Annotated in this window: 17 protein-coding genes; 11 read left to right on the forward strand and 6 right to left on the reverse strand. The window is 69.1% G+C overall.

The window, feature by feature from the left end:
- Window positions 1–9 precede the first annotated feature (9 nt).
- The 5 genes from D7X30_RS25900 (at window position 10) to D7X30_RS25920 (ending at window position 6,653) form a co-directional block, all read left to right on the forward strand.
- Window positions 10–591: a hypothetical protein gene (locus D7X30_RS25900; protein ID WP_147443304.1), complete on the forward strand. Its 582-nt coding sequence runs from the start codon at window positions 10–12 to the stop codon at window positions 589–591.
- A gap of 328 nt (window positions 592–919) precedes the next feature.
- Entirely contained in the window at window positions 920–3,100 is a 2,181-nt protein-coding gene (locus D7X30_RS25905; protein WP_158619379.1) for a kelch repeat-containing protein, read from the forward strand.
- 107 nt (window positions 3,101–3,207) lie between these two features.
- Window positions 3,208–4,029: an NAD(P)-dependent oxidoreductase gene (locus D7X30_RS25910; protein ID WP_120565643.1), complete on the forward strand. Its 822-nt coding sequence runs from the start codon at window positions 3,208–3,210 to the stop codon at window positions 4,027–4,029.
- 14 nt (window positions 4,030–4,043) lie between these two features.
- The gene (locus D7X30_RS25915; protein WP_120565644.1) at window positions 4,044–4,964 is read left to right on the forward strand and encodes a LysR family transcriptional regulator; all 921 of its coding nucleotides are present in this window, start codon (window positions 4,044–4,046) and stop codon (window positions 4,962–4,964) included.
- A gap of 93 nt (window positions 4,965–5,057) precedes the next feature.
- The gene (locus tag D7X30_RS25920; RefSeq protein WP_120565709.1) at window positions 5,058–6,653 is read left to right on the forward strand and encodes an aromatic amino acid hydroxylase; all 1,596 of its coding nucleotides are present in this window, start codon (window positions 5,058–5,060) and stop codon (window positions 6,651–6,653) included.
- 103 nt (window positions 6,654–6,756) lie between these two features.
- On the opposite strand, the gene D7X30_RS25925 is transcribed toward D7X30_RS25920, so the two are convergent.
- Window positions 6,757–8,358, reverse strand: a complete 1,602-nt coding sequence (locus D7X30_RS25925; protein WP_120565645.1) for a LysM peptidoglycan-binding domain-containing protein — start codon at window positions 8,356–8,358, stop codon at window positions 6,757–6,759.
- Between the two features lie 223 nt (window positions 8,359–8,581).
- Here D7X30_RS25925 and D7X30_RS25930 point away from each other — a divergent pair, with 223 nt between their 5' ends.
- The gene (locus tag D7X30_RS25930) at window positions 8,582–9,586 is read left to right on the forward strand and encodes a hypothetical protein (protein ID WP_233591786.1); all 1,005 of its coding nucleotides are present in this window, start codon (window positions 8,582–8,584) and stop codon (window positions 9,584–9,586) included.
- On the opposite strand, the gene D7X30_RS43840 is transcribed toward D7X30_RS25930, so the two are convergent.
- Complete coding sequence (locus D7X30_RS43840) at window positions 9,583–10,059, reverse strand: hypothetical protein (RefSeq protein ID WP_199724549.1); 477 nt, start codon at window positions 10,057–10,059, stop codon at window positions 9,583–9,585. The two genes, D7X30_RS25930 and D7X30_RS43840, sit on opposite strands and share 4 nt — an antisense overlap.
- 94 nt (window positions 10,060–10,153) lie before the next feature.
- A complete protein-coding gene (locus tag D7X30_RS25940; RefSeq protein ID WP_120565647.1) occupies window positions 10,154–12,430 on the reverse strand; it encodes a hypothetical protein in 2,277 nt (758 codons plus the stop codon).
- A gap of 242 nt (window positions 12,431–12,672) precedes the next feature.
- On the opposite strand from D7X30_RS25940, the gene D7X30_RS25945 reads away from it, so the two are divergent.
- Window positions 12,673–12,903 (forward strand): hypothetical protein, encoded by a 231-nt coding sequence (locus D7X30_RS25945; protein WP_120565648.1) that lies wholly within the window; start codon window positions 12,673–12,675, stop codon window positions 12,901–12,903.
- A 239-nt stretch (window positions 12,904–13,142) separates the two neighbouring features.
- Here D7X30_RS25945 and serC read toward each other — a convergent pair whose 3' ends face one another.
- Window positions 13,143–14,231, reverse strand: a complete 1,089-nt coding sequence (gene serC / locus D7X30_RS25950; protein WP_120565649.1) for a 3-phosphoserine/phosphohydroxythreonine transaminase — start codon at window positions 14,229–14,231, stop codon at window positions 13,143–13,145.
- 127 nt (window positions 14,232–14,358) lie between these two features.
- On the opposite strand from serC, the gene D7X30_RS25955 reads away from it, so the two are divergent.
- The 3 genes from D7X30_RS25955 to D7X30_RS25965 all read left to right on the forward strand — a co-directional run bounded on the left by D7X30_RS25955 (window position 14,359) and on the right by D7X30_RS25965 (window position 19,067).
- Window positions 14,359–15,264: a sigma-70 family RNA polymerase sigma factor gene (locus D7X30_RS25955; protein ID WP_158619381.1), complete on the forward strand. Its 906-nt coding sequence runs from the start codon at window positions 14,359–14,361 to the stop codon at window positions 15,262–15,264.
- A 77-nt stretch (window positions 15,265–15,341) separates the two neighbouring features.
- Complete coding sequence (locus tag D7X30_RS25960; RefSeq protein WP_120565651.1) at window positions 15,342–16,304, forward strand: SMP-30/gluconolactonase/LRE family protein; 963 nt, start codon at window positions 15,342–15,344, stop codon at window positions 16,302–16,304.
- A gap of 30 nt (window positions 16,305–16,334) precedes the next feature.
- Window positions 16,335–19,067 carry a serine/threonine-protein kinase gene (locus tag D7X30_RS25965; RefSeq protein ID WP_120565652.1) on the forward strand — a complete coding sequence of 911 codons (2,733 nt, stop codon included), beginning with the start codon at window positions 16,335–16,337 and terminating at the stop codon, window positions 19,065–19,067.
- A 72-nt stretch (window positions 19,068–19,139) separates the two neighbouring features.
- Here the strand turns inward: D7X30_RS25965 and D7X30_RS25970 are convergent, their stop codons facing one another.
- Together D7X30_RS25970 and D7X30_RS25975 are read right to left on the reverse strand one after the other, a co-directional pair.
- Window positions 19,140–19,724 carry a superoxide dismutase gene (locus tag D7X30_RS25970; RefSeq protein ID WP_120565653.1) on the reverse strand — a complete coding sequence of 195 codons (585 nt, stop codon included), beginning with the start codon at window positions 19,722–19,724 and terminating at the stop codon, window positions 19,140–19,142.
- Between the two features lie 45 nt (window positions 19,725–19,769).
- Window positions 19,770–20,270: a flavin reductase family protein gene (locus tag D7X30_RS25975; RefSeq protein ID WP_120565654.1), complete on the reverse strand. Its 501-nt coding sequence runs from the start codon at window positions 20,268–20,270 to the stop codon at window positions 19,770–19,772.
- Between the two features lie 145 nt (window positions 20,271–20,415).
- Between D7X30_RS25975 and D7X30_RS25980 the strand changes: the two genes are divergently transcribed.
- Window positions 20,416–22,764, forward strand: a complete 2,349-nt coding sequence (locus D7X30_RS25980; protein ID WP_120565655.1) for an AAA family ATPase — start codon at window positions 20,416–20,418, stop codon at window positions 22,762–22,764.
- Window positions 22,765–22,795 lie beyond the last annotated feature (31 nt).

The following is a 22,795-nucleotide window of genomic DNA, read 5'->3' on the forward strand; positions in this document are numbered from 1 at the left end:
CTTTTCGTCGTGGGCTTCGCATCGTCGGCCAGCGCTGACACCTACCAGACCTACGTGGTGCCCACGGTCAATGGCTTTCAGATTGGCACCTTCCTTCCCAACCAGCCCACCGGGAACTTCAGCAGCGCCGCGGACACCGCCCGCCGCTTCTGTCAGGACCAGGGCCACACCGGCGCGCAAAGCTTCACCACCGCCATCCGCAGCTCCTCGTACACGTACATCGTTGGCACGAATGGCGTGGGCGCCTGGAACACCACCGGCAACGCCAACGTGACCATGCTGGAGAGCATCACCTGCGTCACCTCCACTTCCACCTCCCCCTCGGACGTCACGTACACGACGCCGAAGGTCAACGGCTACCAGATCGGCACCATCCAGCCCAACTACCCGTCCGGCAACTTCAGCACGCCGGCGGATACCGCCCGCCGCTTCTGCCAGGACCTGGGCCACGTCAACGTGCGCAGCTTCACCACCTCCATCCGCGGCTCCGCCTACACGTACATCGTGGGCACGAACGGCGTGGGCAACTGGAACACCACCGGCAACGCCAACGTGACCATGCTCGAAACCGTCACCTGCATCACCTGGTAGCAACCCCCGCATGGATGAGGGGAGCCCACGCGGCTCCCCTCCGCCGGGTATTCATAGACCCTGATCGGGTTTGGACAGACACCTCAAAATCTCACAACATGTCTGTCTTCATGTTTTCAACCTGATAGATCGCCCTTTCCTCTCGCTGCGCCAGGAAGGTGCGATGCGTCGACAAGGCACACTGTCTCGGGTTTTGTTTTGCGCTTTAATCAGCGCTGTCATCTCTGTCACGGCTTGTGACAACGGCAGCGAACCGGAGCGGGAGACCGGCAACGTCCGGTTCGTCAGCGCGGTTCCCCAGGCGCTCGCGGGCGATGAGGTCACCCGCGTGACCGTCACGCTGACGGCTTCCGGCGTGCCTTCCGCCACCACCGTGCTCACCAAGGGCACGGAGGGCTGGAGCGGCACCATGTACCAGGTGCCCGCTGGCACCCAGCGCACCTTCACCGCGGAGGCCTTCGCCGCGGACGGCGCTCTTCGCTACCGGGGCGTGGCCTCGGATGTCACCATCACCGCGGGCGCCACCTCCATCGTGGCCATCACCCTCCAGGCGCTGGATGTCCCGGGCCCCTTCGACAACTCGGCCCCGTGCATCGATTCGCTCGTGGCTTCGGCGAGCACCGTCCTCCCGGGGGGCACGATCTCCCTCCAGGCCACCGCGCATGATCCGGATGCGTCCGACTCCATCACGTATGCCTGGACGGCGGCGGATGGCACCTTCGGTTCACCCACGCTCACGTCGACGGCCTGGACGGCTCCCGCGACCCCGGGCGTGTACGCGCTGACGCTGACCGTCACGGACTCGCGCGGCGCCACGGCGACCATCCGTATCGACATCACCGTCATCTCCAAGGACGGCGGCACCACGGCCGGCACCGCGGAAGTGTCCGTGACGTTCAACATCTCCCCCGCCGTCACCCGCGTCACCGCGTCCCGCTCCCCCGTTCCCGTGGGCCAGAGCACCACCGTCACCGCGGACGTGACGGATCCGGACGGCGACGCGCTGACCTACCAGTGGGCCGCGTCCTGCGCGGGCACCTGGACGGATGACACCTCCACCATCGCCTCCTTCACCCCGACCGCCGTTCCCGCTGGCGACTCCTGCGGCAACTGCGCGCTCACCGTCACCGTGAAGGACCCGAAGGGCGGACAGACGCAGGGCACCCTGCGCATCTGCGTGGGCGACGGCGCGAGCGCCAACGTTCCCCCGCGCATCGTCCTCGCGCACCAGAGCAGCGCGTCCGTGGTGGGCGACAGCACCGTGACGTTCCGCGTCCTCGCCGAGGACGGCAACGGTGGCGCCCTCACCTTCAACTGGGCCTCGAGCACCGGCTCGCTGGCGACGCCCGTGTCCGGGTTCACCTCCAGCGAGATCTCCTGGAAGGCCCCCACCTGCGCGCCCACGGGCGGGATCGCGACCGTCACCGCCACCGTCACCAACGCGCAGGGCTTCTCCGCGTCCCAGGCCTTCACCGTGGCGGTGCAGAACGCCCCCGCGTGCACGCCGCCCACGACGGTCGCGCGGTGGGACCTCACGGCCAGCCTGACGCAGCGCCGCTTCAACGCGAGCCTCATCCCCCTGCCCTCCGGGAAGATCCTCGTCTTCGGCGGGACGGTGACCTCCAACCCCATCCTGGGCACCGCGGAGCTCTACGATCCCGCGGAGGCCACCTGGTCCTCCGCCGGGACGATGGGCACCTCGCACTACAACCCCGCGGTGACGCTGCTGCCCTCCGGCAAGGTCATGGTCACGGGCGGCTTCGCGGCGTACCCGGCCACCACCCCGCTGCGCTCCGTGGAGTTCTACGACCCCGCGACCAACACCTGGACGGCCGGCCCGCAGATGGCCTACGCGCGCGGAGCCCACACCACGACCCTGCTGCCCTCCGGCAAGGTCCTGGCCGTCGGCGGCGTCAATTCCGGCGACAGCGTCAGCAACCGCGTCGTGGAGCTCTACGACCCCGCCACGAACAGCTGGGTACCGGTCGCGAGCCCGACTCACCCCCGGTCGAGCCACCGCGCGGTGCTGCTGCCCTCGGGCAAGGTGCTCGTCCTGGGCAGTAGCTTGCCGGCGGAGATCTACGATCCGTCCAACAATACCTGGAGCATCGCCACCGGCCTGACGACGCGGACCTTCACGGACGCATTCCTCCAGCCGTCTGGCAAGGTCGTCCTGGTGGACGGGACGCTGGTCGCGACGTACGACCCGGTGCGCAACGAACAGGCCACGCTGGGACACTTCACCTACGAGCGCCCCAACTCCTCCCTGGTCCAGCTGAACTCCGGCAAGCTGCTGCTCGCGGGCGGAAATTCCACGTTGGGCCTGACGACGGAAGTCTTCGACCTGGCGACGGGCACTTCCGCGTTCTCCACCAGCATGGCGTCCAACCGCTACTCCATGGCCGCCACCGTGCTGCCCAACGGCAAGGTGCTCTTCATCGGCGGTTGGGACCGGGACACCCCTGGGAGCGTCAGCGCCGTGCTCGTCTACACGCCCGCGAGCCCCTGATGTCCACCTGAAAGACCGCTGAAGCTCTGTCGACGAGCGGCCGGTCCCACCCGGGTCCGGCCGCTCCGGGCATTGCGGCGCCCCGCGTTTGAGCGAGGATGCGGCCCATGTCCAACCTCCAAGGCAAGACCCTCTTCATCACCGGCGCCAGCCGCGGCATCGGCAAGGCCATCGCGCTGCGCGCGGCCCGTGACGGCGCCAACATCGTCATCGCGGCGAAGACCACGGACCCGCACCCCAAGCTGCCCGGCACCATCTACTCGGCGGCGAAGGAGATTGAAGAGGCCGGCGGCAAGGCGCTCCCCTGCGTGGTGGACATCCGCGACGAGGCGCAGATCCACGCCGCCGTCGCCAAGGCCGTGGAGACCTTCGGCGGCATCGACATCCTGGTGAACAACGCCAGCGCCATCAGCCTCACCGGCACGCTGGACACGCCGCTCAAGCGCTTCGACCTGATGCACGGCATCAACACGCGCGGCACCTTCGCGTGCTCGCAGGCGTGCATCCCGTACCTCAAGAAGTCCTCCAACCCGCACATCCTCAACAACTCGCCGCCGCTCAACATGGAGCCGCGCTGGTTCGGCCCGCACGTGGCCTACACCATCGCGAAGTACGGCATGAGCCTGTGCGCGCTGGGCATGGCCGAGGAGCTCAAGGACGACGGCATCGCCGTCAACACGCTGTGGCCCCGCACCGTCATCGCCACCGCCGCCGTGCAGAACCTGCTGGGCGGTGACGACACCATCAAGGGCAGCCGCAAGCCGGAGATCATGGCGGACGCCGCCTACACCATCCTCACGAAGCCCAGCCGCTCCTTCACCGGCAACTTCTGCATCGACGATGAAGTGCTGCGCGCCGCCGGCATCACCGACCTGGACAAGTATCAGTCCGTCCCCGGCGCGGAGCTCTTGCCCGACTTCTTCCTCTAGCGCGCCGCGGCCCCATGCCCCCGCGCAAGCTCCAGCGACACCTGGTCTGGCTCGAGTCCTTCACCGCCGCCGTGGAGGCCGGCAGCATCGACGCCGCCGCGGAGCACCTGGGCGTCGCCCGCTCCGTCGTGAGCGAGCACATCCGCGCCCTGGAGGAAGCGCTCGCGGATGGCGCCGCCCTGCTGGAGCGGGGGCCGGGCAGGCGCCTGCAACTGTCCGCGCGCGGAGAGCGCCTCTACGCGGGCACCCAGACGCCGCTGCACCAGCTGGACGTGAAGCGGCTGATGGACCTGGCCCGCGTGGAGCCCACCCTGCGCCTGGGCCTCAACCCCACGCTGTCCATGTCGCTGTTGGGCGGCATCGCGCAGGACGCCGCCGCCACCGACCTCAAGTTGGTGGTGGGCTTCGGCGGCTCGCACGAGCTCATGCGGCAGGTGCAGACGCGGCAGCAGGACCTGGTGCTCGACTTCACCCCCCTGCCCCCGCACGAGGGCGTGGACACCGAGTCCCTGCTGCGCATGTCCTTCGTCGTCATCGCGGGTCCCGACTCCGCGCTCGCCCGGGAGCGCCCCTCCCGCCGCTCGATGGACGTGAAGGACCTCCAGGGCCAGCGCTTCGTGGACTGGCTGCGGGACGACCCCTACGGCGGCGCCAACAGCGCGCGCTTCGCCGCGCACGGCGTGTCCGTCACCGAGGTCGGCCGGGTGGAGAGCTTCCTCCACCTCTACGAGCTGCTGCGCGCCTACAAGGCCTGCACCATCGCCCCCGACGTGCGCCCCACCCAGCCGTTCCCCCCCGACCTCCACGTCTGGCCCCTGCGAGAACAGGAGCCCCAGGTCGTGGAGGTGGTGGCCCTGTGGCCCTCGGGCGGCCTCAGCCCCGCCGTCCAAGCCATCCTTGACGGGGTGCGTCGCCGCCTGAACAAACGGCGATAATCCGACGAAGACGTCGAATTCTGCCGGATTTCCGTCTTGCAGTGCGGTGCGTATTCTTCAGGAGTCCTGTTTCTCTTGAAGGAGCCGCTCGCGATGACGCCCACGGAACGGACCATTGCCCGTCTTCCCGCCCACCTGCGCCGCTACGTGGTGGGCCAGGACTACGCGGCGTACACGCCCCGGGATCAGGCGGTGTGGCGGCACATCCTGGGGCAGCTGCGCGAGCACCTGAGCGACAAGGCGCACCCCGTCTACCTGGAGGGCCTGGAGGCCACGGGCATTGGCGCGGAGGCCATCCCCAGCCTGGACGAGATGAACGAGAAGCTGTCCAAGCTGGGCTGGGCCTGCGTGGCGGTGCGCGGCTTCATCCCGCCGGCCGTCTTCACGGAGCTGCAGGCGCTGGGCGTGCTGGCCATCGCGGCGGACATCCGCACGCACGAGCACATCCAGTACACGCCCGCGCCGGACATCGTCCATGAGAGCGCGGGCCACGCGCCCATCATCGCCAACGCGCGCTATGCGCAGTACCTCAAGGCCGTGGGGCTGGTGGGCTTCAAGGCCATTGCCAGCGTGGAGGACCAGGCCGTCTTCGAGGCCATCCGCAACCTGTCCGTGGTGAAGGAGGACCCCACCGCGACGGAAGAAGAAATCGCCCACGCCCAGGCCCGCCTGGAGGCCGCCAACGCCAGCCACCGCTACATCAGCGAGAGCACGCGCGCGAGCCGCCTGTACTGGTGGACCGCGGAGTACGGGCTGATTGGTGACCTGAAGCACCCGCGCATCTACGGCGCGGGCCTGCTGTCCAGCATCGGCGAGGCCCGGCACTGCCTGACGTCCGCCGTGCACAAGCTGCCGCTGGGCGTGGCGTGCGCGGACACGGACTACGACATCACCCGCATGCAGCCGCAGCTCTTCGTGGCGCGCGACTTTGAACACCTCTTCGAAGTCCTGGCCGAGTTCGAGTCCACGCTCGCGTGGAAGCGCGGCGGCGACCTGGGCCTGAACGAGGCGCTGCGCGCGCGCACGGTGAACCACCTGGTGCTCGCGGACGGCCGCGAGGTGACGGGCAAGGTGGTGGAGCTGCTGCCCGCCGCGAAGGACGTGGCCCCGGGCCTGTCCACCGCGCTGGCCCGGCTGGAGGGCCCCATCCTCACGTCCGTGAACGGGCACGCCGTGGACAAGCCGTTCAGCGGCGCGGCGCTGGTCGCCTTTGGCCAGGGCACCCTGCCGGAGCGCGGGAGCTTCACGCTCACGCTCGACAGCGGGCTGGTGCTGGAGGGCTTCGCGGTAGGCGGCGGTGAGGTGATTGCCCTGCGTGGCACGCTGGCCGGCCAGGAGCTGACGCTGCCGTCCATGGCGCGCCTGTACCTGACGGAGCAGCTGCCGTCCGTGGCGGGCGGCCCCGCCGACCCGGGCACGTGGGACGAGTGGTTCGGGGAGCTGGACGCCTTCACCGCGGGCGACGGCGAGGCCCAGGCGCGCGAGCGCAAGGCGCAGGCCCTGCCCCCGTCGCTGGCCGCCCTCTACACGGAGGTGCGCCGCATCCGCGAGACGGGGCAGCTGGCCGCCGAGCGGCTGGAGCAGATCGCCCGGGCGAGCACGGACTTCCCAACCGACTGGCTCCTGCGCGCAGAGGTCGCGGAGCTGCGCGGCGAGGTGCCCGCTCGGCGCGAAGCGGCGCAAGCGTAGGGCCGGCGCTTCGAATGACAGACGGATGACGTGCAACGGCCCGGTCGACCTCCTCACGAGGTCGCCGGGCCGAATCACTTCCAGGGGCTTTCGCCGCCGGGGACTACGCGTTGCGGCGCACCATGGCCACGTCGTAGTGGCGCTCCGTCACGTAGCCGTTCGCGGCCTTGCCGGGGCGGTACATGTTCCCGGTCTTGTCATCCACGTAGAAGCGGTTGTTCGGGTTCGTGTCCTTGCCCGTGCTGGCGTTCTTCGTGCCCGGGTCGTGGAACGTGTAGTAGGTGCGGCCCTTCTCGTCGACGCCGCGGCCCGTGATGGTCACGAAGTGGTCCGTGAGGCCGTCCGCGTTGTAGCTCGCGTCCTTGTGGCTGACGCCCACCACCACCGGCTTGCCGGCCTCCAGCTGCTTGTCGATGTAGTTGCGGCCCTCGGCGGCCTTCTTCGAGTCCACCTTCAGCGCGCCGACGCCGTTCTCGCTCGTGCCCACCTGGATGCGGCGGTCGGGGCCCAGCACGGTCGCGCCCGCGTCGCGCGACATGGCCGTCGCGGCCTTGAAGCACGCCGTGTCGCTCGCGGTGTAGCCGTGGCCGTTCTCGAACTGGCTGTAGTACGGCACCTTCACGTGCACCGCCGGCTTGTCCTTGGACGGGGCCACCTGCTCCGTGTTCGCGGGGGCCGCCTCCGTGGTGGGCTTGGAGGTGTTCGTGCCCTGGCCTTCCGTGCGGCCCGGCTTCGAGTCGTTGTTCACGGACGGGGGAACCACGCCCGTGTTGGTGTTGGCAGGCTTCGTCGTGGCGCCCGACTTCTCCTGCTTCAGCATCGCGAGCGCGTCCTTCGCCTCCGACTTGAAGCGGTTGGCCACGCCCTTCTGCACGTCCTTGGAGCTGCCGGAGAAGTGCACCAGGGTGCCGTTGCCGTTGGTGCGGCCGCGCTCGGCGTAGATGTCCTTGATGAGCTGCTCGTCGCTCACCTTCGAGGGGTCGCGCCCGGCCAGCGCCTTCTTGAAGATGTCATCCGCCTTGCCCGGGCCGTGCTGCACGGAGGTGGACCAGGCCACGTCCCGCAGCGCCGCGGAGCGCTTGTCCAGGTCGATGCCCGTCGCATTCTTGATGTTGGCGGCGCCCTTGTCGTAGTGCGTGGCCTTGATGTAGTCGTGCTGCGCCTTGTCGAAGCCCTTCGGGTCCTTCGCCGCCAGCTGCTTCCACGCGGCGGAGAACTCCGCGGAGCCCGGCTTGCTGCCCGACAGCGCCTTGTGGAAATCCGGGTTCGTCTTCTTCAGCGAGTTGACGAAGGACTGCGCGGACCCGTTCGCGGAGGCGAACTGGTAGGAGCCGTAGGACACGCCGCCCTTGTCGCCCTTGCCCGTGGACACAGTGCCGGGGCCACGAGCCTCGTACTTGCGGCTCAGCCCACCCAGCTCCCCGCTGGTCGCGCTGCTGGAGGACGTGTTCGTCGCGGGCGTCGTCGCCTTCGCGCCGTCCGTGGACTGCGTGAAGCTGTCACCCGACGTCTTCGTCCCGGCGCTCGACTTGGTGGTGCCCTTCGTGTCGAAGCCGTCCTGCACCTTCAGCGACTTGCCGGCCTGGATCTTGTTCGGATCCTTGATGTTGTTCGCCTTGGCCAGCGCGTCGACGGTCGTGTTGTAGCGCTTCGCGAGGCCGGTAAGCGTGTCACCCGACTTGATGCGGATATTGGAGACGGTCACGGAGAAGACCCCTCTATGTCTGGCCGCGAACAGAGGCGTCGCGGACGTGCTTGGATTGCAGCGATTATCGAAAGGCAATGCGATCAGTTTCGCATTCCCAGTCGCAATCCTGTGAAACCAGTGATTCCGGCAACTTCAGTTTCAGCGGATCGATCCGCTGAGACTGAAGAAGCTGCCCAGGAGGACCAATCGGATGTTCAGGATCCAACCGGAATTCAAAAGTGTGGCATTGCTGTTTGCCATTTGCGTCACGAGCGCGGTCCCGGAGGCCTCGGCTCAGGGGTCCGAGGGACTCACAGGGGTCTATTCGAACAAGGGCGGGACGCTGGCCATCGTCGAGGGCAGCAACGAGACGCTCGTGCATTTCTCGGGTTCGTTCCCGCAGGGCAGCAGCGCGGGCACCTGTGATTGCGCCCTGGTCGTCCAGAAGAAGACAGTCACGAATTGGTCACTTCGGCAGGCCGGTGAGGAGGGAGCCTGGACGCTGCGCGTCAATCCCAAGCAGTTCGTGCTGGAGTCGGGTCCGTCACCGTCCTGTTGCGGAGCCGGCTACCCGGGCAAGGACACGTTCGCCCGGAGCACCGCCAAGCCGCTGGGCATCTGCAAGGTGAAGGTGTCCAAGGCGGGCTTCCACGCGTCGGACGCGGCCAACACGCCGCGCAAGGCGTTCGTGGTGTCCGGCGACGCGGTGGAGGCCTACGTCGACCCGGTGGAGCCGGACTTCCTCGCCGCGCGCTTCCAGGGGCCGCAGAAGGCCACGGCGGGGCTGCTCAAGCGCGAGGATCTGGACTGTACGGCGGAGTCGGCGCCCACGGCCGCCAAGGCAACGGTGGCCGCGGACAAGCTCCAGCCCTTCGCGGGGACGTGGGTGGAGCTGACGCGGCAGGGCAAGGGCTTCGTGGTGCTCAAGCCCTGCTCGGCCGCGACGCGCAGCTTCACCGTCAAGCCCGCGACGGGCGAGGTGGAGGTGCAGCTGGGTCAGGAGGCCACGACGCTGAAGGTGACGTCCGTGGAGCCCGGCAAGGGCGCCGGGGCCTGGGTGCTGGGGCTCACGGCCGCGGACGGCAAGCCGGAGGCGCTCCAGTGGAAGACGGCCGACGCCGCGAAGGGCACCGTGTCCGTGAGCAGCCCGGACCTCTTCTCCCAGAGCCACGACTACGTGCGCCAGGAGAAGAAGTCCGCCTTCCCGTCCAAGCAGGAGACGGGGTGCGACGAGTACGAGCGCTAACGCGCCCGTGAGCGACGCCGGGCCCGCAGGCCCCCGCCGAGCAGCAGCGCGACGAGCGCACCGGACAGGGGCCCCCCCGCGGACTGGCAGCCACCGTCATCCGAGGGCGTGCGCGGATCCTCGATGGGATCCACGGGCCTGCCCGCGTCGACGGTCCCCGCGTCCTGGGTGCCCGCATCGGCGGTGCCCGCGTCCGTCTCGCCACCCGTGCCCGCGTCGGTGCCCGTGCCCGCGTCCGTCTCGGGCTCCTCCTGCTCGTCCGGCGTCAGGGTGCGCAGCTCGCACTTCTTGTCCGCGTTGCAGGTCCAGGCCTGGCCCGCGGGGGCCGCGCCCTCATCGCGGCAGTCGAACGCATCCACGCACTCGTCGCCGCTGCATCCCGGCGCCACCACCGCCAGCGCGAGGGCCGCCAGGGCCCCCATGCCGAACCACCGTGCACCGCTCTCCCGGACCACCCCTCCGGGGTTGCTCATCGTCGTCACCTTTCGCCGCGGAGACCCGCCGCCGTTCGATGGAGACGATTTCTATTCGATAACGATTATTATTTTTAATATCGATAGTCCGTTTTCAGGCCGAAGTGTCGCCGGGCGGTTTCGGGGTGTTGTGGGCGGACAGGCGGGGTTGTCCGCCGGGGCCCAGGAGTCCCTGCATGGCGTCGAAGAGGTTGAGGTTGGAGCCGCTGGGGAGGAAGACGACCTTGTCCAGGCCTCCGACGACGGCGGCCTGGGCCTGCGCGGCCACGGCCTTCACGAAGTTCTCCCCTCCCCCCAGGGATTCCACGCGCTGGCGGAACTGGCCGGCTTCCACTTCGGCGAGGCGCGACTGGCGCTCCACCTCCAGCGCGTTGAGGCGCTGCTGACGCTCCAGGGTCACCTGGGTGGTGAGCCGTTCGCGCTCGGCCTCCGCCTCGGAGCGGATGCGCGAGGCACGAGCGTCGGACTCGGCGCGGGCCAGGGCCTCTTCGCTCTCCACGCGGGCGCGTTCCAGTTGGGCCTCGGCCTCCACCTTGGCGCGGCTGAGCGTCTCCAGCTGGTGGTTGCGGTTCTGCAATTCGATGAGGGATTGGCGCTCCGCCTCCGACTTGCGGTGGCTGGCGATGTCCGCGAGCTGCTTCTCCTCCTCGCTGCGGATGCGCTTCAACTCCGCGGCGGCCTGGGCCTCCTGGCGTGAGGCGTCCAGTTGGATCTGGATGTTGGTGTCGATGGCCTCGCGCAGCTTCAGGGCCGTCTTCTCATCGACGGGGGCGATGTCCTTGATGTCGATGTCGATGATGCGCAGCTGGTTCTCGGAGAAGAGGCGGTCCTTGCGCGCGCGGCCCGCGTCGTCCATGCCGAAGATGGCGCGGCGGATGAGCACGCTGGCGTTCTTGTGAAAGGTCTCGAACTCGTTCTCCGCGGCGACCTGGCGGATGCGCGACGCGAGGTTCTCACACACGTACCCGATGAAGTCGTTCACCCGGAAGATGGCCTTGTCCTTCTCCGCGTCACCCTGCACGTCGAACTGCCACTTGTATGAGAGCTTGATGCGCAGCCGCGCGTGGTCGCGCGTGGCCACCTCGAACAGGTCCGTGGCGAAGTCCGGCCCCAGCCGCAGCATCAGCACCTTGAGCTGGCGCGGGCGCTTGGGCGTGCTGCCGGACAAATCCAGGACGGTGACGTCCTCGTACGGGCGCAACATCACCTTCGCGGGGCCGAACTCCACGCGCGCGTGGTTGGTCTCGAAGTCGTTGATGAGGACCGCCGTGTTGTCCTCGATGCGCAGCACGATGGCGCGCGTGCGGTCCCCCTTCTCCGTCGCGCTTGTCGGCCGCGGCGCGCGGGCATCCTTCGCCTCCGCGGGCGGCAGCGGCGGAGTGAGTCCCAGCAGGGCCTCCGCGTCCGGGGACAGGCGCTTCTCGTGCAGCTCCTGGTGTGCCTCCGGCATGAACTGGCAGGGCCCCTGGACGAGCGACACCTTGCCCGAGCGCAGGTCGCGCACGTACAGGCCCTCCCCCTGCCCCAAGGACAGCGCGGCAATCTCCCGGTGGATGAGCACCTTCTCGCTGGGCACGTAGGTGCGCGGACCGCGGACGATCCACGTGTCACCGGCCTTGCGCGCGCGAGGCTCGCCGCCCTCGTTCTCGGAGAGGTCGTCCAGGGCCTGGAGCTTCAGGCCCTGCAGCTCCGACAGGACGTGCTTGCGGCGCACGTCCCCTTCCAGCGCCTCGCCGGGTTCGAGGAAGAAGACATCCGGACCGGAGACGACCTTGCGGCGGCCCTCCTGGACGCGGCCGGTGGCGCGGTCCACGGGATTGAGGATGACGCAGTATTCGGTCTCCTTGAGGACGCGGGCCTTCTCCAGCGACACGACGGTGACGGACTCGCCGGGCACGTAGCGGCCGGGGCCGCGCACCAGCCACTCGTCACCGGCTTCGCGGCCGCGGGGCGCGTCCGGGACATGGGTGTCCGTGAACGCGGTGAGCGCACGCAGCCGCAGCGCTTCGGACACGCCCAGAACGTATTCCGGGACGATGTCGCCCTCCAGCTCCTCGCCGGGATAGAGCGGGAACACCTTCGGGCCCACGCGGACCTCGCGGTCGCCCACCGCGACGCGGGCCTGGCCGAAGTCGTCCAGCGCCACCTGGCCGTCCACGCGCACCACGGGGTTGCGCACCACGCACCAGCTGCCGGCGCCCACCTCCACCATCCGCTCCTTCGCCACGAGCGTCAGGTGCGCTTCCAGCGTGAGCACGCGAGGGCCCACCTCCATCAGCACGACGCCGCGGTTGGCGTCCTCGATGTATGCGTACTCGCGGTTCTTCAGGGAGATGCGCTGGATGGCTTCGGTGCTGGGGGCGGACGGCATGGCTCACCTGCTCGCGGTGGTGGGGTTCGGCCGCGAGTCATTGCGAGCCCCATGCCGTCACCGCTCCGCCCTGGAACAACCCCGCGCCGCGCCGGACTGGCACGGACGCTCGCTCCATTCCGGCGCGCGGTGTTCCAGACTGGAGCGCCGTCGAACTTGGAGCGCTGCTCGGCGTCTGTTCGAATGCATCTTGTGCGCGGGCCAGGATGCTCTGGCCCGATGGCACCCACCCCGGAGGAAGCATGAAGGCATCGCGACTGAAGCAGATGATTCCTGGATTCGCGCTGATCATCGGCATCATGGCGGGCACGGCCCTGGCCATGGTTCCCGGTTCGACGCCGGAGACGACCGAGAACCAGACGTCTGCTGTCCAGATGATCTGTTCTCGCACCTGCAAGCCGTGCTCGACCCAGTTTGAGTGTGGAACGAACGGGGGTTCATGCGGGGTCTGGCGCTGCACCAACCCGCAGTAGACACCTGAAGGAAGCGCCCCACCTGCCTCCGGGTCCCAAGGCCCGGAGGCTTTTCATTGGAGCCACGCCCCAGACTCCAACGAGCTCCGGTGCGGTACAGCTTGGACGTAAAGCGCACGAGCTCGAATCGGGCAGCTGTCGATTCGAGCGAGAACGTTCGCGAGCCACTCAAAGCCTTCCATGAGGCCCACTTTGTTTTGTAACAGCCAATCGCGGTCGGAGAGTGAGGCCAGGGATGGCTAACCGTTCCGCTTCGCGAAGTCGTCCATGAAGGAGACCAGCGTCTTCACGTGGTCCACGGTCACCGCGTTGTACAGGGACACGCGGATGCCGCCTGTGATGCGGTGGCCCTTCATTCCCACCATGCCGGCCTTGGCTCCTTCGGCCACGAAGGCCTCTTCCCGCTTTTCGTCTGGCAGGCGGAACACGACGTTCATGTACGAACGCGACGCCTTCTCCACCGGGGCCCGGTAGAAGCCCGCGTTGCGGTCGATGGCCGCGTACAGCAGCTCTCCCTTCTCTCGGTTCCAGGCCTCCACCTGCTTCAGGCCGCCCACGCCCTTGATCCACGCGAGCACGTTGCGGCAGAGGTAGATGGAGAAGGTCGGCGGCGTGTTGTAGAGCGAGTTGTTCTCCGCGTAGGTCGTGTAGCGGAAGATCTTCGGGATGTCCTTGCGGCCCTTCGCCATGAACTCCTTGTTCACCAGCACCAGGACGATGCCCGAGGGCCCGATGTTCTTCTGGGCTCCCGCGTAGATGAGCGCGAAGCGGCTGACGTCGATGGGCTTCCACAGGATGTCGGAGCTCATGTCCGCCACCAGCGGCACCTGCCCCACTTCCGGGAATGTATGCCATTGCGTCCCGAAGAGCGTGTTGTTGCTCGTCATGTGGACGTAGGCGGCCTTCGGATCCAACTGGAGCTCGGCCTGGGTGGGGACTCGCGTGAAGCGCTTGTCCTTGTCCACCGTGTTCGCGGCGATGCGCGGCGTGCCGTAGTAGCGCGCCTCGTCCACCGCCTTCTCGCTCCAGCCTCCCGTCACCACGTAGTCCGCGGAGCCGCCCTGGGGCAGGAAGTTCATCGGCACCTGCGCGAACTGCTGCGAGGCGCCGCCCTGGAGGAAGAGGACCTCGTGGGTGTCCGGAACGGCCAGCAGCTCCTTCACGAGGGCGATGGTCTCGTTGTGGACAGCCTCGAACGCCTTGCCCCGGTGGCTGTGCTCGATGATCGACATCCCCGTGCCCTGGAAGTCGAGCAGCTCGTCCCGGGCCCGCTCCAGCGCTGCCGTGGGGAGACCGGCCGGGCCGGGATTGAAGTTGATGACGCGCATGGCAGTGTCCTCTGGCAAGTGAACCGCGCCGGCATTCTCGCCGGTGGAACTCCGGGGGTCACCAGCAACGTGGGCTCGGGCGGACGGTGGCCTTCGTCCGCCCGGTGGGGGTGGTAGCGTCCCGGGCGTGTCCCCCGCGCCCACTCCTTTGGCCTCCGCCTTTCTCGCGGCTCCTGGCCGCGCGCCCGCTCCGCTTCCGGAGCCCTCGCGTCTGGAGGAGCTGCTCCGTGCGTCGCTCGACCGCGCCCGGTCGCGCTGGCCCGGGGTGGAGCTGGAGCCGCTCGCCTTCGTGGCGTTCGTCGCGCAGCGGCTGACGTCCCAGACGGCGCTCCTGGAGGCGCTCGAAGGGGCCTCGCCTGCCTTCTCGGAGCTGTACCTGGCCTCCGGGTGCCTGCGGCATGACCGCGCCGCGCTCCAGTTCTTCGAGGACGGCTATCTCCGCGACGTCGGTGCGTTCGTGTCCGGCGTGGACCGCTCGCCCGCGTTCGTGGCGGAGGTGCGGCAGGCGCTCCGGGAGAAGCTGTTCACGGCGGCGGCCGGCTGTGAGCCGAAGCTTTCAGAGTTCACCGGCGGCGGCGCGCTGGGCGGCTGGGTGCGGGTCGCTGCGCTGCGCATCGCGCTCAACCTGAAGCGCTCCGAAGCCCGGGCCGACTCCGCCGCGCAGGACTCCGTCGAGTCCGCGTTCGGCGAGCAACTGGGGCCAGAGCTCGAACACCTGCGCTCGCGGTACCGCGAGGCCTTCACGGAGGCCGTGCGCACGGCGCTGGGTGAGATGTCCGACCGGGACCGCACGCTGATGCGCCTGTACCACGTGGAGTCGCTGTCGCTGGACGCCATCGCGGCGCTCTACCGCGTCCACATGTCCACGGTGTCGCGGTGGCTCAGCCGCGCGCGGGAGCAGGTGGCGGAGGCCACGACGCGGCGGCTCTGCGAACGCCTGGGGGTGGGCGCGTCCTCGGTGGACAGCATCGCGGCGCTGGTCGTGAGCCAGGTGGACCTCAGCCTGACGCGGCTGCTCGGTCCGGGAGGCTGAACTTTCGCTGCAAGGGATTTCCCGGCCGGTGTCAGGGCGTCGAAAGGCCCCTTCCGGGCCTCACCGAGGAAAGCCCCATGCGCGTCTCTTCCTGGCTGTCCGTCGTCACCCTCGCCGCCACCGTCTCCGCCTGCGAGCCGTTCCCCGACGATGCCCCCTCCATCCCCACCGAGGTGCAGTGGCCCGGCGAGGCCTTCTTTCCAGAGGGCATCGCGGCCTCGAAGGACGGCACGCTCTACGCGGGCAGCCTGGGCACCGGCGCCATCGCGCGCGTCAAGCCGGGCTCGCTGGGGGCCGAGGTCTTCGTCCCGGGCCGGGCCTCATTCGGCGTCTACGGGCTCGAGGTGGATGAGGCCCACGACACGCTCTGGGCCTGCACCTACGACGACCTGCTGCTGCCCGCGCAGGCCTCGTACCTGAACGGGTATGCGCTCTCCACGGGTGCCCTGAAGGCCAGCCATGCCATGCCCAGCCAGGTCAGCTTCTGCAACGACGTCGCCGTCGATGCCACGGGCAACGTGTACGTGACGGACTCGTTCGGGAACGCGGTCTTCCGGCTGGCCGTGGGTGGGACGGCGCTCGACACGTGGTCCTCGGATGCCGCGTACGAGCCCTCCGAGCCGGGCCTCATCACGCTCAACGGCATCGCCTACGACGGGGCGAACCGGCTCTACGTCGTGAAGAGCGACACGGGCGCGCTGTTCTCCATCGATATCCAGCCGGATGGCAGCGCGGCGGCGCCCGTGAACATCCCGGTGACGCCGGCGCTGGAGACGCCGGACGGGGTCGAGTGGGTGGATTCGGGCCGGCTGTTCGTCGTGGAGAACACGGTGGGGCGGGCTTCGCTGGTGACGCTGGGTGAAGGCGCTGGCGCGAAGGAGGTGCTCGCCAACGGCTTCGTGGAGCCGACCGCCGCCGCGATCACGAAGGACGGCGCGTGGGTGCTGGAGTCGCAGATGGGGTTCTTCTTCGGCACGCCGGGGACCCCGGCACTGCCCTTCCGCGCGTACCGGGTCGCCGTCCCCCCTCTTCTGCCCTGAGCGCGAACAATCCTAGAGTCGCGTCCCACCATGTCGGGATGTCCCTCCGAGGAAACGATTCTCGCCTTCGTGGAGGACCGCCTGCCGCATGAGCAGCGCGTCCTCGCGGAGGCGCACCTGTCCCGCTGCGATTCCTGCGGGTCGCTGCTCGCGGCCGTCGCGGCGACGTGGCACGCGGAGGGCCGGCTCGCGGAAGCGGCTCCTGCACCCCGCTCGTTCGCTCCTGGGGAGCGGGTGGGGCCGTACGTCATCGTCGACCACGCGGGCAGTGGCGCGATGGGGGACGTGTACCGGGCTCGCGATGGGCGGCTGGGACGGGACGTGGCCTTGAAGGTGCTCCCGCTCCGGTTCGCGCAGGACGCGGAGCGCCTGGCCCGTTTCCGACAGGAGGCCCGCGCGGCGGGGGCGCTGTCCCATCCCCACCTGCTCACGCTGTTCGACGTGGGGACCCACGAGGACGTGCCGTACCTCGTCACCGAGTGGCTGGAGGGGGGCACCCTGCGGGCGCGGCTGATGCGTGGGCCGCTGCCGCCGGAGCAGGCGCTGCGGCTGGGCATCCAGTTGTCACAGGGGCTCGCGGCCGCTCACGCGCGTGGCGTCATCCACCGCGACCTCAAGCCCGCGAACATCTTCCTGTGCTCGAACGGCAGCGCGCGGGTCCTCGACTTCGGGCTGGCCCGGCTCACCGAGCGCATCGAGGACGCCTCGCTCACCCAGAGCGGCGCGGTGGTGGGCACCGCCGGGTACATGGCTCCGGAGCAGATCCGCGGCCAGGGCGTGGATGCTCGCGCGGATGTGTTCTCGCTCGGCGCGGTGCTCTACGAGGCCGTGAGCGGCCGTGCTCCCTTTGGCGGTGACAGCCCGGTGGAGCGGATGAGCGCCGCGCTCCGCGATGCGCCTCCCGTGCTGCCGGGAGAGCTGGGGACGGTGATTGCTCGCTGTCTGGCGAAGGATCCAGGCGAACGGTTCCAGTCCGCGCAGGACCTGGCCTTCGCCCTGGAGTCCATCGCGGCTCGTGGTGCGCCCCTGGCCTTGCGGCGCGGAGTGTTCCCACGCCCAGCCCTGTGGGTGGCCACGGCGGCCGTGCTGCTGTCTGTCGTGGGTGGCTTCCTGGCGTTCGGACACAGGCCGGCGACTCCGGCGGTGCCAACGGCGCAGTCCTCACGCCCGACGTACCGCCCCGTCACGTTCCGCCGGGGCCACGTGCTCAACGCCCGGTTCTCCGCGGACGGACACACGTTGCTCTATGGCGCGGCGTGGGAGGGAGGACCCGCGGAGATCTACAGCGCGCGCACGGAGCGTCCGCTGTCACAACCGCTGGGGCAGCACGCGGATGTGCTCGCCGCGTCCTCGAAGGGGGAGCTGGCGGTGCTGCTCGAGCCCCGGTTCTTCGACGCTGAGCATGGCAGCGGGACGCTCGGCGTGATGCCGCTCGCGGGCGGCGCGCCCCGAGCCCTGCTCGATGGCGTGCTGGAGGCGGACTGGGGACGTGCGGATGGACCGCTCGCGGTGGTGCGCCGCGTGGGCGAGAACTTCCGGCTGGAGCAGCCCCCCGGCACGGTGCGCTTCGAATCCCAGGGATGGATCAGCCACGCACGCGTCTCCCCCGACGGAGCGCGGATCGCCTTCCTGTTCCATGCGCATCCCAAGGACGACCGGGGCGGGGTCTGGGTGCTGGAGAAGGACGGTCCGCCCCGCGAGCTTTCGTCGGACTGGGCGAGCATCCGGGGCCTGGCGTGGTCTCCCGATGGAAGCGAGGTGTGGTTCACCGCCTCGCGTACAGGCGCGGACTCCGAGCTGTTCGCGGTCGACCTGCGCGGCACGACGCGGCCGGTGGATCGGATCGCCGGGCGGATGGTGCTGCATGACATCTCCCAGGACGGCTCCGTCCTGGTGGATCACCCGGTGATCCGCACGGGGCTGGCGTTCGGGCACGCGGGCACGGAGCGGGACCTGACGTGGTCGGACTCGTCGTTCATGACGGACATGTCCCGCGATGGCCGGACCTTCCTCTTCACCGAGGGCGCGGAGGTGGAGGGCCCCACCTACGGCGCCTATCTGCGCACCTCCGATGGCGCCCCACCGATCCGCCTGGGCGACGGCATCCCCATGGCGCTGTCTCCGGACGGCAAGCAGGTGCTGCTGGTGCGCTACGGCGAACAGATGGAGTTCCTGCTGCTGCCCACGGGCGCGGGCGAGCCTCGGTCGCTGTCGCTCGCTCCTGTCACCACGGTGCTCACGGCGCGCTGGTTCCCGGATGGGAAGCGGTTGCTCCTGCGCGCGCACGAAGAGGGACGTCCTGCCCGGCTCTGGGTCTTCGAACCCGGCGCCGGAGCCCCCAGGCCCATCACGGAGGAAGGCACGGGCTTCCACACGGTCATCTCACCCGATGGCCTCCGCCTCGCGACCGTGGACGCGGAGGGAAGCCTCCGCCTGTTCTCCCAGACGGGTGAGGCGCAAGGCACCGTCCCCGGCCGGTTCACGGCTCAATGGGTGGCGGGCTGGGACGCGAGCGGAACGGCGCTCTATCTGCGAAGCGTCTCGCTCCCGGTGCGCGTCTCCAGGGTCGACGTGAGAACCGGCGTAAGCACACCGCACCTGACCCTTCCAGCGGGAGGCATCAAGCCGGGCCTCATCTCCGTGATGACGCTGGCGATCTCCGAGGACGGAAGGTCCTACGCATACAGCTACAACGAAGCGCTTTCGCGGCTGTTCCTGGTGGAGGGACTGGCGCAAGCCCGGTCTGCCCCGGAGCGGCACTGAACACATCCGAGAACCGCGCCGCTCCGGACCGTGCCGAGCCGGGCCGCGCGGTTCCCGTCACTTCACTTCACGTCAGGCGTTCTTCAGGTTCTCGTTCACGAAGTCCCAGTTCACGAGGCTGTTGAGGAAGACCTCGACGAACTTGGCGCGCAGGTTGCGGTAGTCGATGTAGTAGGCGTGCTCCCAGACGTCGACGGTGAGCAGGGCCTTCTTGCCGTGCTTCATCGGCAGGTCCGCGTTGGACGTCTTCATGATGGCCAGCTTGTTGCCGTCCTTCACCAGCCAGGCCCAGCCGGAGCCGAACTGCGTGATGGCGGCCTCGGTGAACTGCCTCTTGAACTCGTCGTAGGAGCCGAAGTCGCGGTCGATGGCGGCCGCGATGTCACCCGTCGGCTTGCCACCGCCGGCCGGCTTCATGCAGTTCCAGAAGAAGGTGTGGTTCCACACCTGGGCCGCGTTGTTGAACACGGGGCCGTCGCTGCTGAGGATGACGTCCTCCAGCGACTTGGTGGCCTCGGTCTTGCCCGCGGTCAGCTCGTTGAGCTTGTTGACGTAGGCCGCGTGGTGCTTGTCGTGGTGGAACTCCAACGTCTCCTGGCTCATGTGAGGGGCCAGCGCGTCCTTCTTGTACGGGAGCTCGGGCAGCGTGAAGGGCATCGGGTGCGTCCTTTCCGGGTTCAGTGAGATTCGGCTACTCGTTCGCTACTTCGGGGCGGGCCCTGGCTCCGGGTGCGCTGTCAGCGCGCGATACGCCCGGTTCCAGTAGAGCAACGGTTCTCCGTCCACTCCCCGCTGGATGCGCTCCACACGGCCCACCAGCAACAGGTGATCGCCGTAACGGTGCACATCCAACAGAGCGCACGCCAGACCCACCAGGCTGTCCTGCACGAAGACGCCTTCGTCGAACATCCGGCCTTCGGCCTCCCCCGTCGCGCAGCGGACCGACACGTCGCGTTGGATGGTGGACAGCACGCTCACACTGAAGCGGCGGGCGGCCTCCACGCGCTTGAGCGTGCGGGAGGACTGCTGCAGCGCCAGGACGATGAGCGGAGGCGTCAGGGAGAGGGAGCTGAAGGAGCTGACCGTCGTCGCCGCGATCCCGTCCGCGTCACGGACGGAGACCACCGCCACCCCGCTCGCCCACCGGGACATCGCCTCCCGGAAGTCCAGGGCCGACACCCCTTCAGTACCGCTCTGAGTCATGTGCCGGTCTCTACCACCCGCCCCGCCACCCGGTCAGCACTTCCTCCAATCCATTGGCGGAATACCAACGCAGTGGCACTGCCCTCCAGGCCCGTCCATGGCCGGATCCACCCGCCCTCCGTATGCTGGCCGGCTGGAGGCGCCCATGGATCCGTTGTGGGGGGAGACGCTGAGGCGTCTGGATGCGCTGCTCGTCCAGGTGTGTGACCTGGAGGAGGCCCGCGCGTCGAAGCTCCGGGGGGAACAGGAAGCGGGCTGGGATGCCGTGCGCACCACCGTGCGCCCCTCCACCGCGGAGCTCGCCTTCAGCTCGGCGCTCGCGGAGACACCGCTCCTGGGGACTTCGCCTCCCCTTCCCTTCGCCCGCCTGCGGGCTTCGCTTCGCGTGGACACCGTGGAGGAGGAGGCGTTGCTGCTCCTGCTCGCGACGTGGCTGGAGCCTCGGTATTCGCGCCTGTTCGCCGTGCTCCAGGACGAGACCGCGCAGGGCTGGAACGTGGAGCGGTTGCTGCTCACCGTCCTGGGACGTACGCCTGCTCGCGCGCAGCGGTTGCTGGCGTCACTGACCGACAGCGGCCTCCTGGTGGGCGGTGGATTGTTGCAGACGGGCGCCGGTGCTTTTCCTCCCATGCTCCGGCCCGTGGACCTGGCTCCGGAGGTCCGCGAGGCCCTGCTGGAGTTGCCCCGTCCGTCCGTGATGGGTGAGCTTTCTTTGGAATGGCATGGACCGGAGGTGCTGCCTTCCTCCTCGCGCGGGACATTCGCCGTCGTGCATGGCGAGGGCGAACGGCTGGGCGTGGCGCTGGGACTCGCTGGCGAAGCCGGTGTGCCGCTGGTCGTCGCTCGTTGGGCGGGGGCTCCAGAGCCGGTTCCCATGGCCCGGGCCCTTTGGCGTCTGGCGTCCGTGCGCGGCGCGCTGTTGGCCGTGGACATGTCCGGTGCTGAGCCGGGGCTGGCTCTCTCCGTCACGGAGACGCTGTCCGGGCTGTGCCAGCGGTTTGGCGGGCAGGCCCTGGTGCTCGCGGACTCCGCGCAGCCTGTCGCCGTGCCGCACCATGAGGCTCCCGCTCTGGGCTTCGTGCAGCGGCGGACCCTGTGGATGGAGGAGGCCCGGGCTCGGGGACTGTCATTGACGGAGGCGGAGGCGGGACGGCTGGCGTCTGGCTTTCGGGGCGGGCTTCAGGAGATCCGCCGCGTGTTCGACTCGGCTCCGGGCGGGGGTGCGGAGGCGCTTCGTGCCGCTGGCTCGCGGCTCGTCCAGGTGCCCTTGCGACATGGCTACCGGCTGGAGGCGTCGCGGACGTTCGCGGAGCTCGTGGTGCGTGACACCACTCGCGCGGCCTTGGAGCGTTTGCTGTTCTACGTGGCGCAGCGCGACCGCGTCGCCGAGGAGCGGGGCCTGTCTCGCCGCTTCCGGCTGCACACCGGCCCGGTGGCGCTGTTCTCCGGACGCTCCGGCACCGGCAAGACCCTGGCCGCGGAGGTCATCGCCCATGCGGTGGGCCGGCCGCTGTACGTCATCGACCTGTCCCGGCTCGTCAGCAAGTACGTGGGCGAGACGGAGAAGAACATCGACGAGGTGCTGTCCCACGGCGAGCGCTCCGGCGCCGTGCTGTTCTTCGACGAGGCGGACTCGCTGTTCTCCGCGCGCACGGAGGTCAGCAACGCCAATGATCGCTTCGCCAACCTGGAGGTCGGCTTCCTCCTCCAGCGCATCGAACGCCATGACGGGCTGATCATCCTCGCCACCAATCTTCAGACGGCCATCGACGAAGCGTTCCTGCGCCGCTTCCACGCGCGCATCGAGTTCCCCTTCCCCGAGGTCGAGGAGCGCCGCCGCATCTGGGAGCTGATGCTTCCGGAGGGCGTTCCTCGCTTGGGGACGCTCGACCTGGCGGGCCTGGCGCAGCGGCATCGGCTGGCGGGCGGTGACATCCGCAACGCCGCGCTCAAGGCCATCTTCCTCGCGGAACAGGCCGGTGCCCCGCTGGCCCAGGAGCACCTGGAGCGCGCCGTCGCGCTGGAGTTGTATGAGCTGGGCCGGCTCTCGCGGCGTCCGGAGGCGGATGCTCCCTCGGATGCGGGCACACGCTTGCGGCGCGTGGCGGAAGTGTTCCAGGAGGCACTGGATTCGCAGCTCAGACAACACTTCCTCAAGGAGGTCCACATCCTCCACGGCTCTCCCACCCGGGAGGCGCTCGCGGGGAAGCGGCCCGCTGTGTCGCTCGCGCTCTACCGGCTGGCGGTCACCCAGAACGGTGCGCTGCGGCTGGGGCTCATCGTCTCCGCGTGGTCCCACCGCGCGGAGGAGGAACATGAGCTGCTCGGCGTGCTGCATGGGCTGCTCTCACGTGGACTCCCGCACGAGCTGGATGGTCGCAAGCTCACACCTCGCGTCCAGGAGAGTTATGACTTCGACCTGCTCCACCGCTTCTGGAGCAGTCATGGACATCCCATCCGGGCCTCGCTGGTCCTCGATGTGGAGATGACCTAGCGTCCCTAGCACTGATGGTGCGGGGGGGACC

It is taken from the genome of Corallococcus sp. AB011P (genome assembly GCF_003611605.1).
In the GTDB taxonomy this organism is placed as follows: domain Bacteria; phylum Myxococcota; class Myxococcia; order Myxococcales; family Myxococcaceae; genus Corallococcus; species Corallococcus coralloides.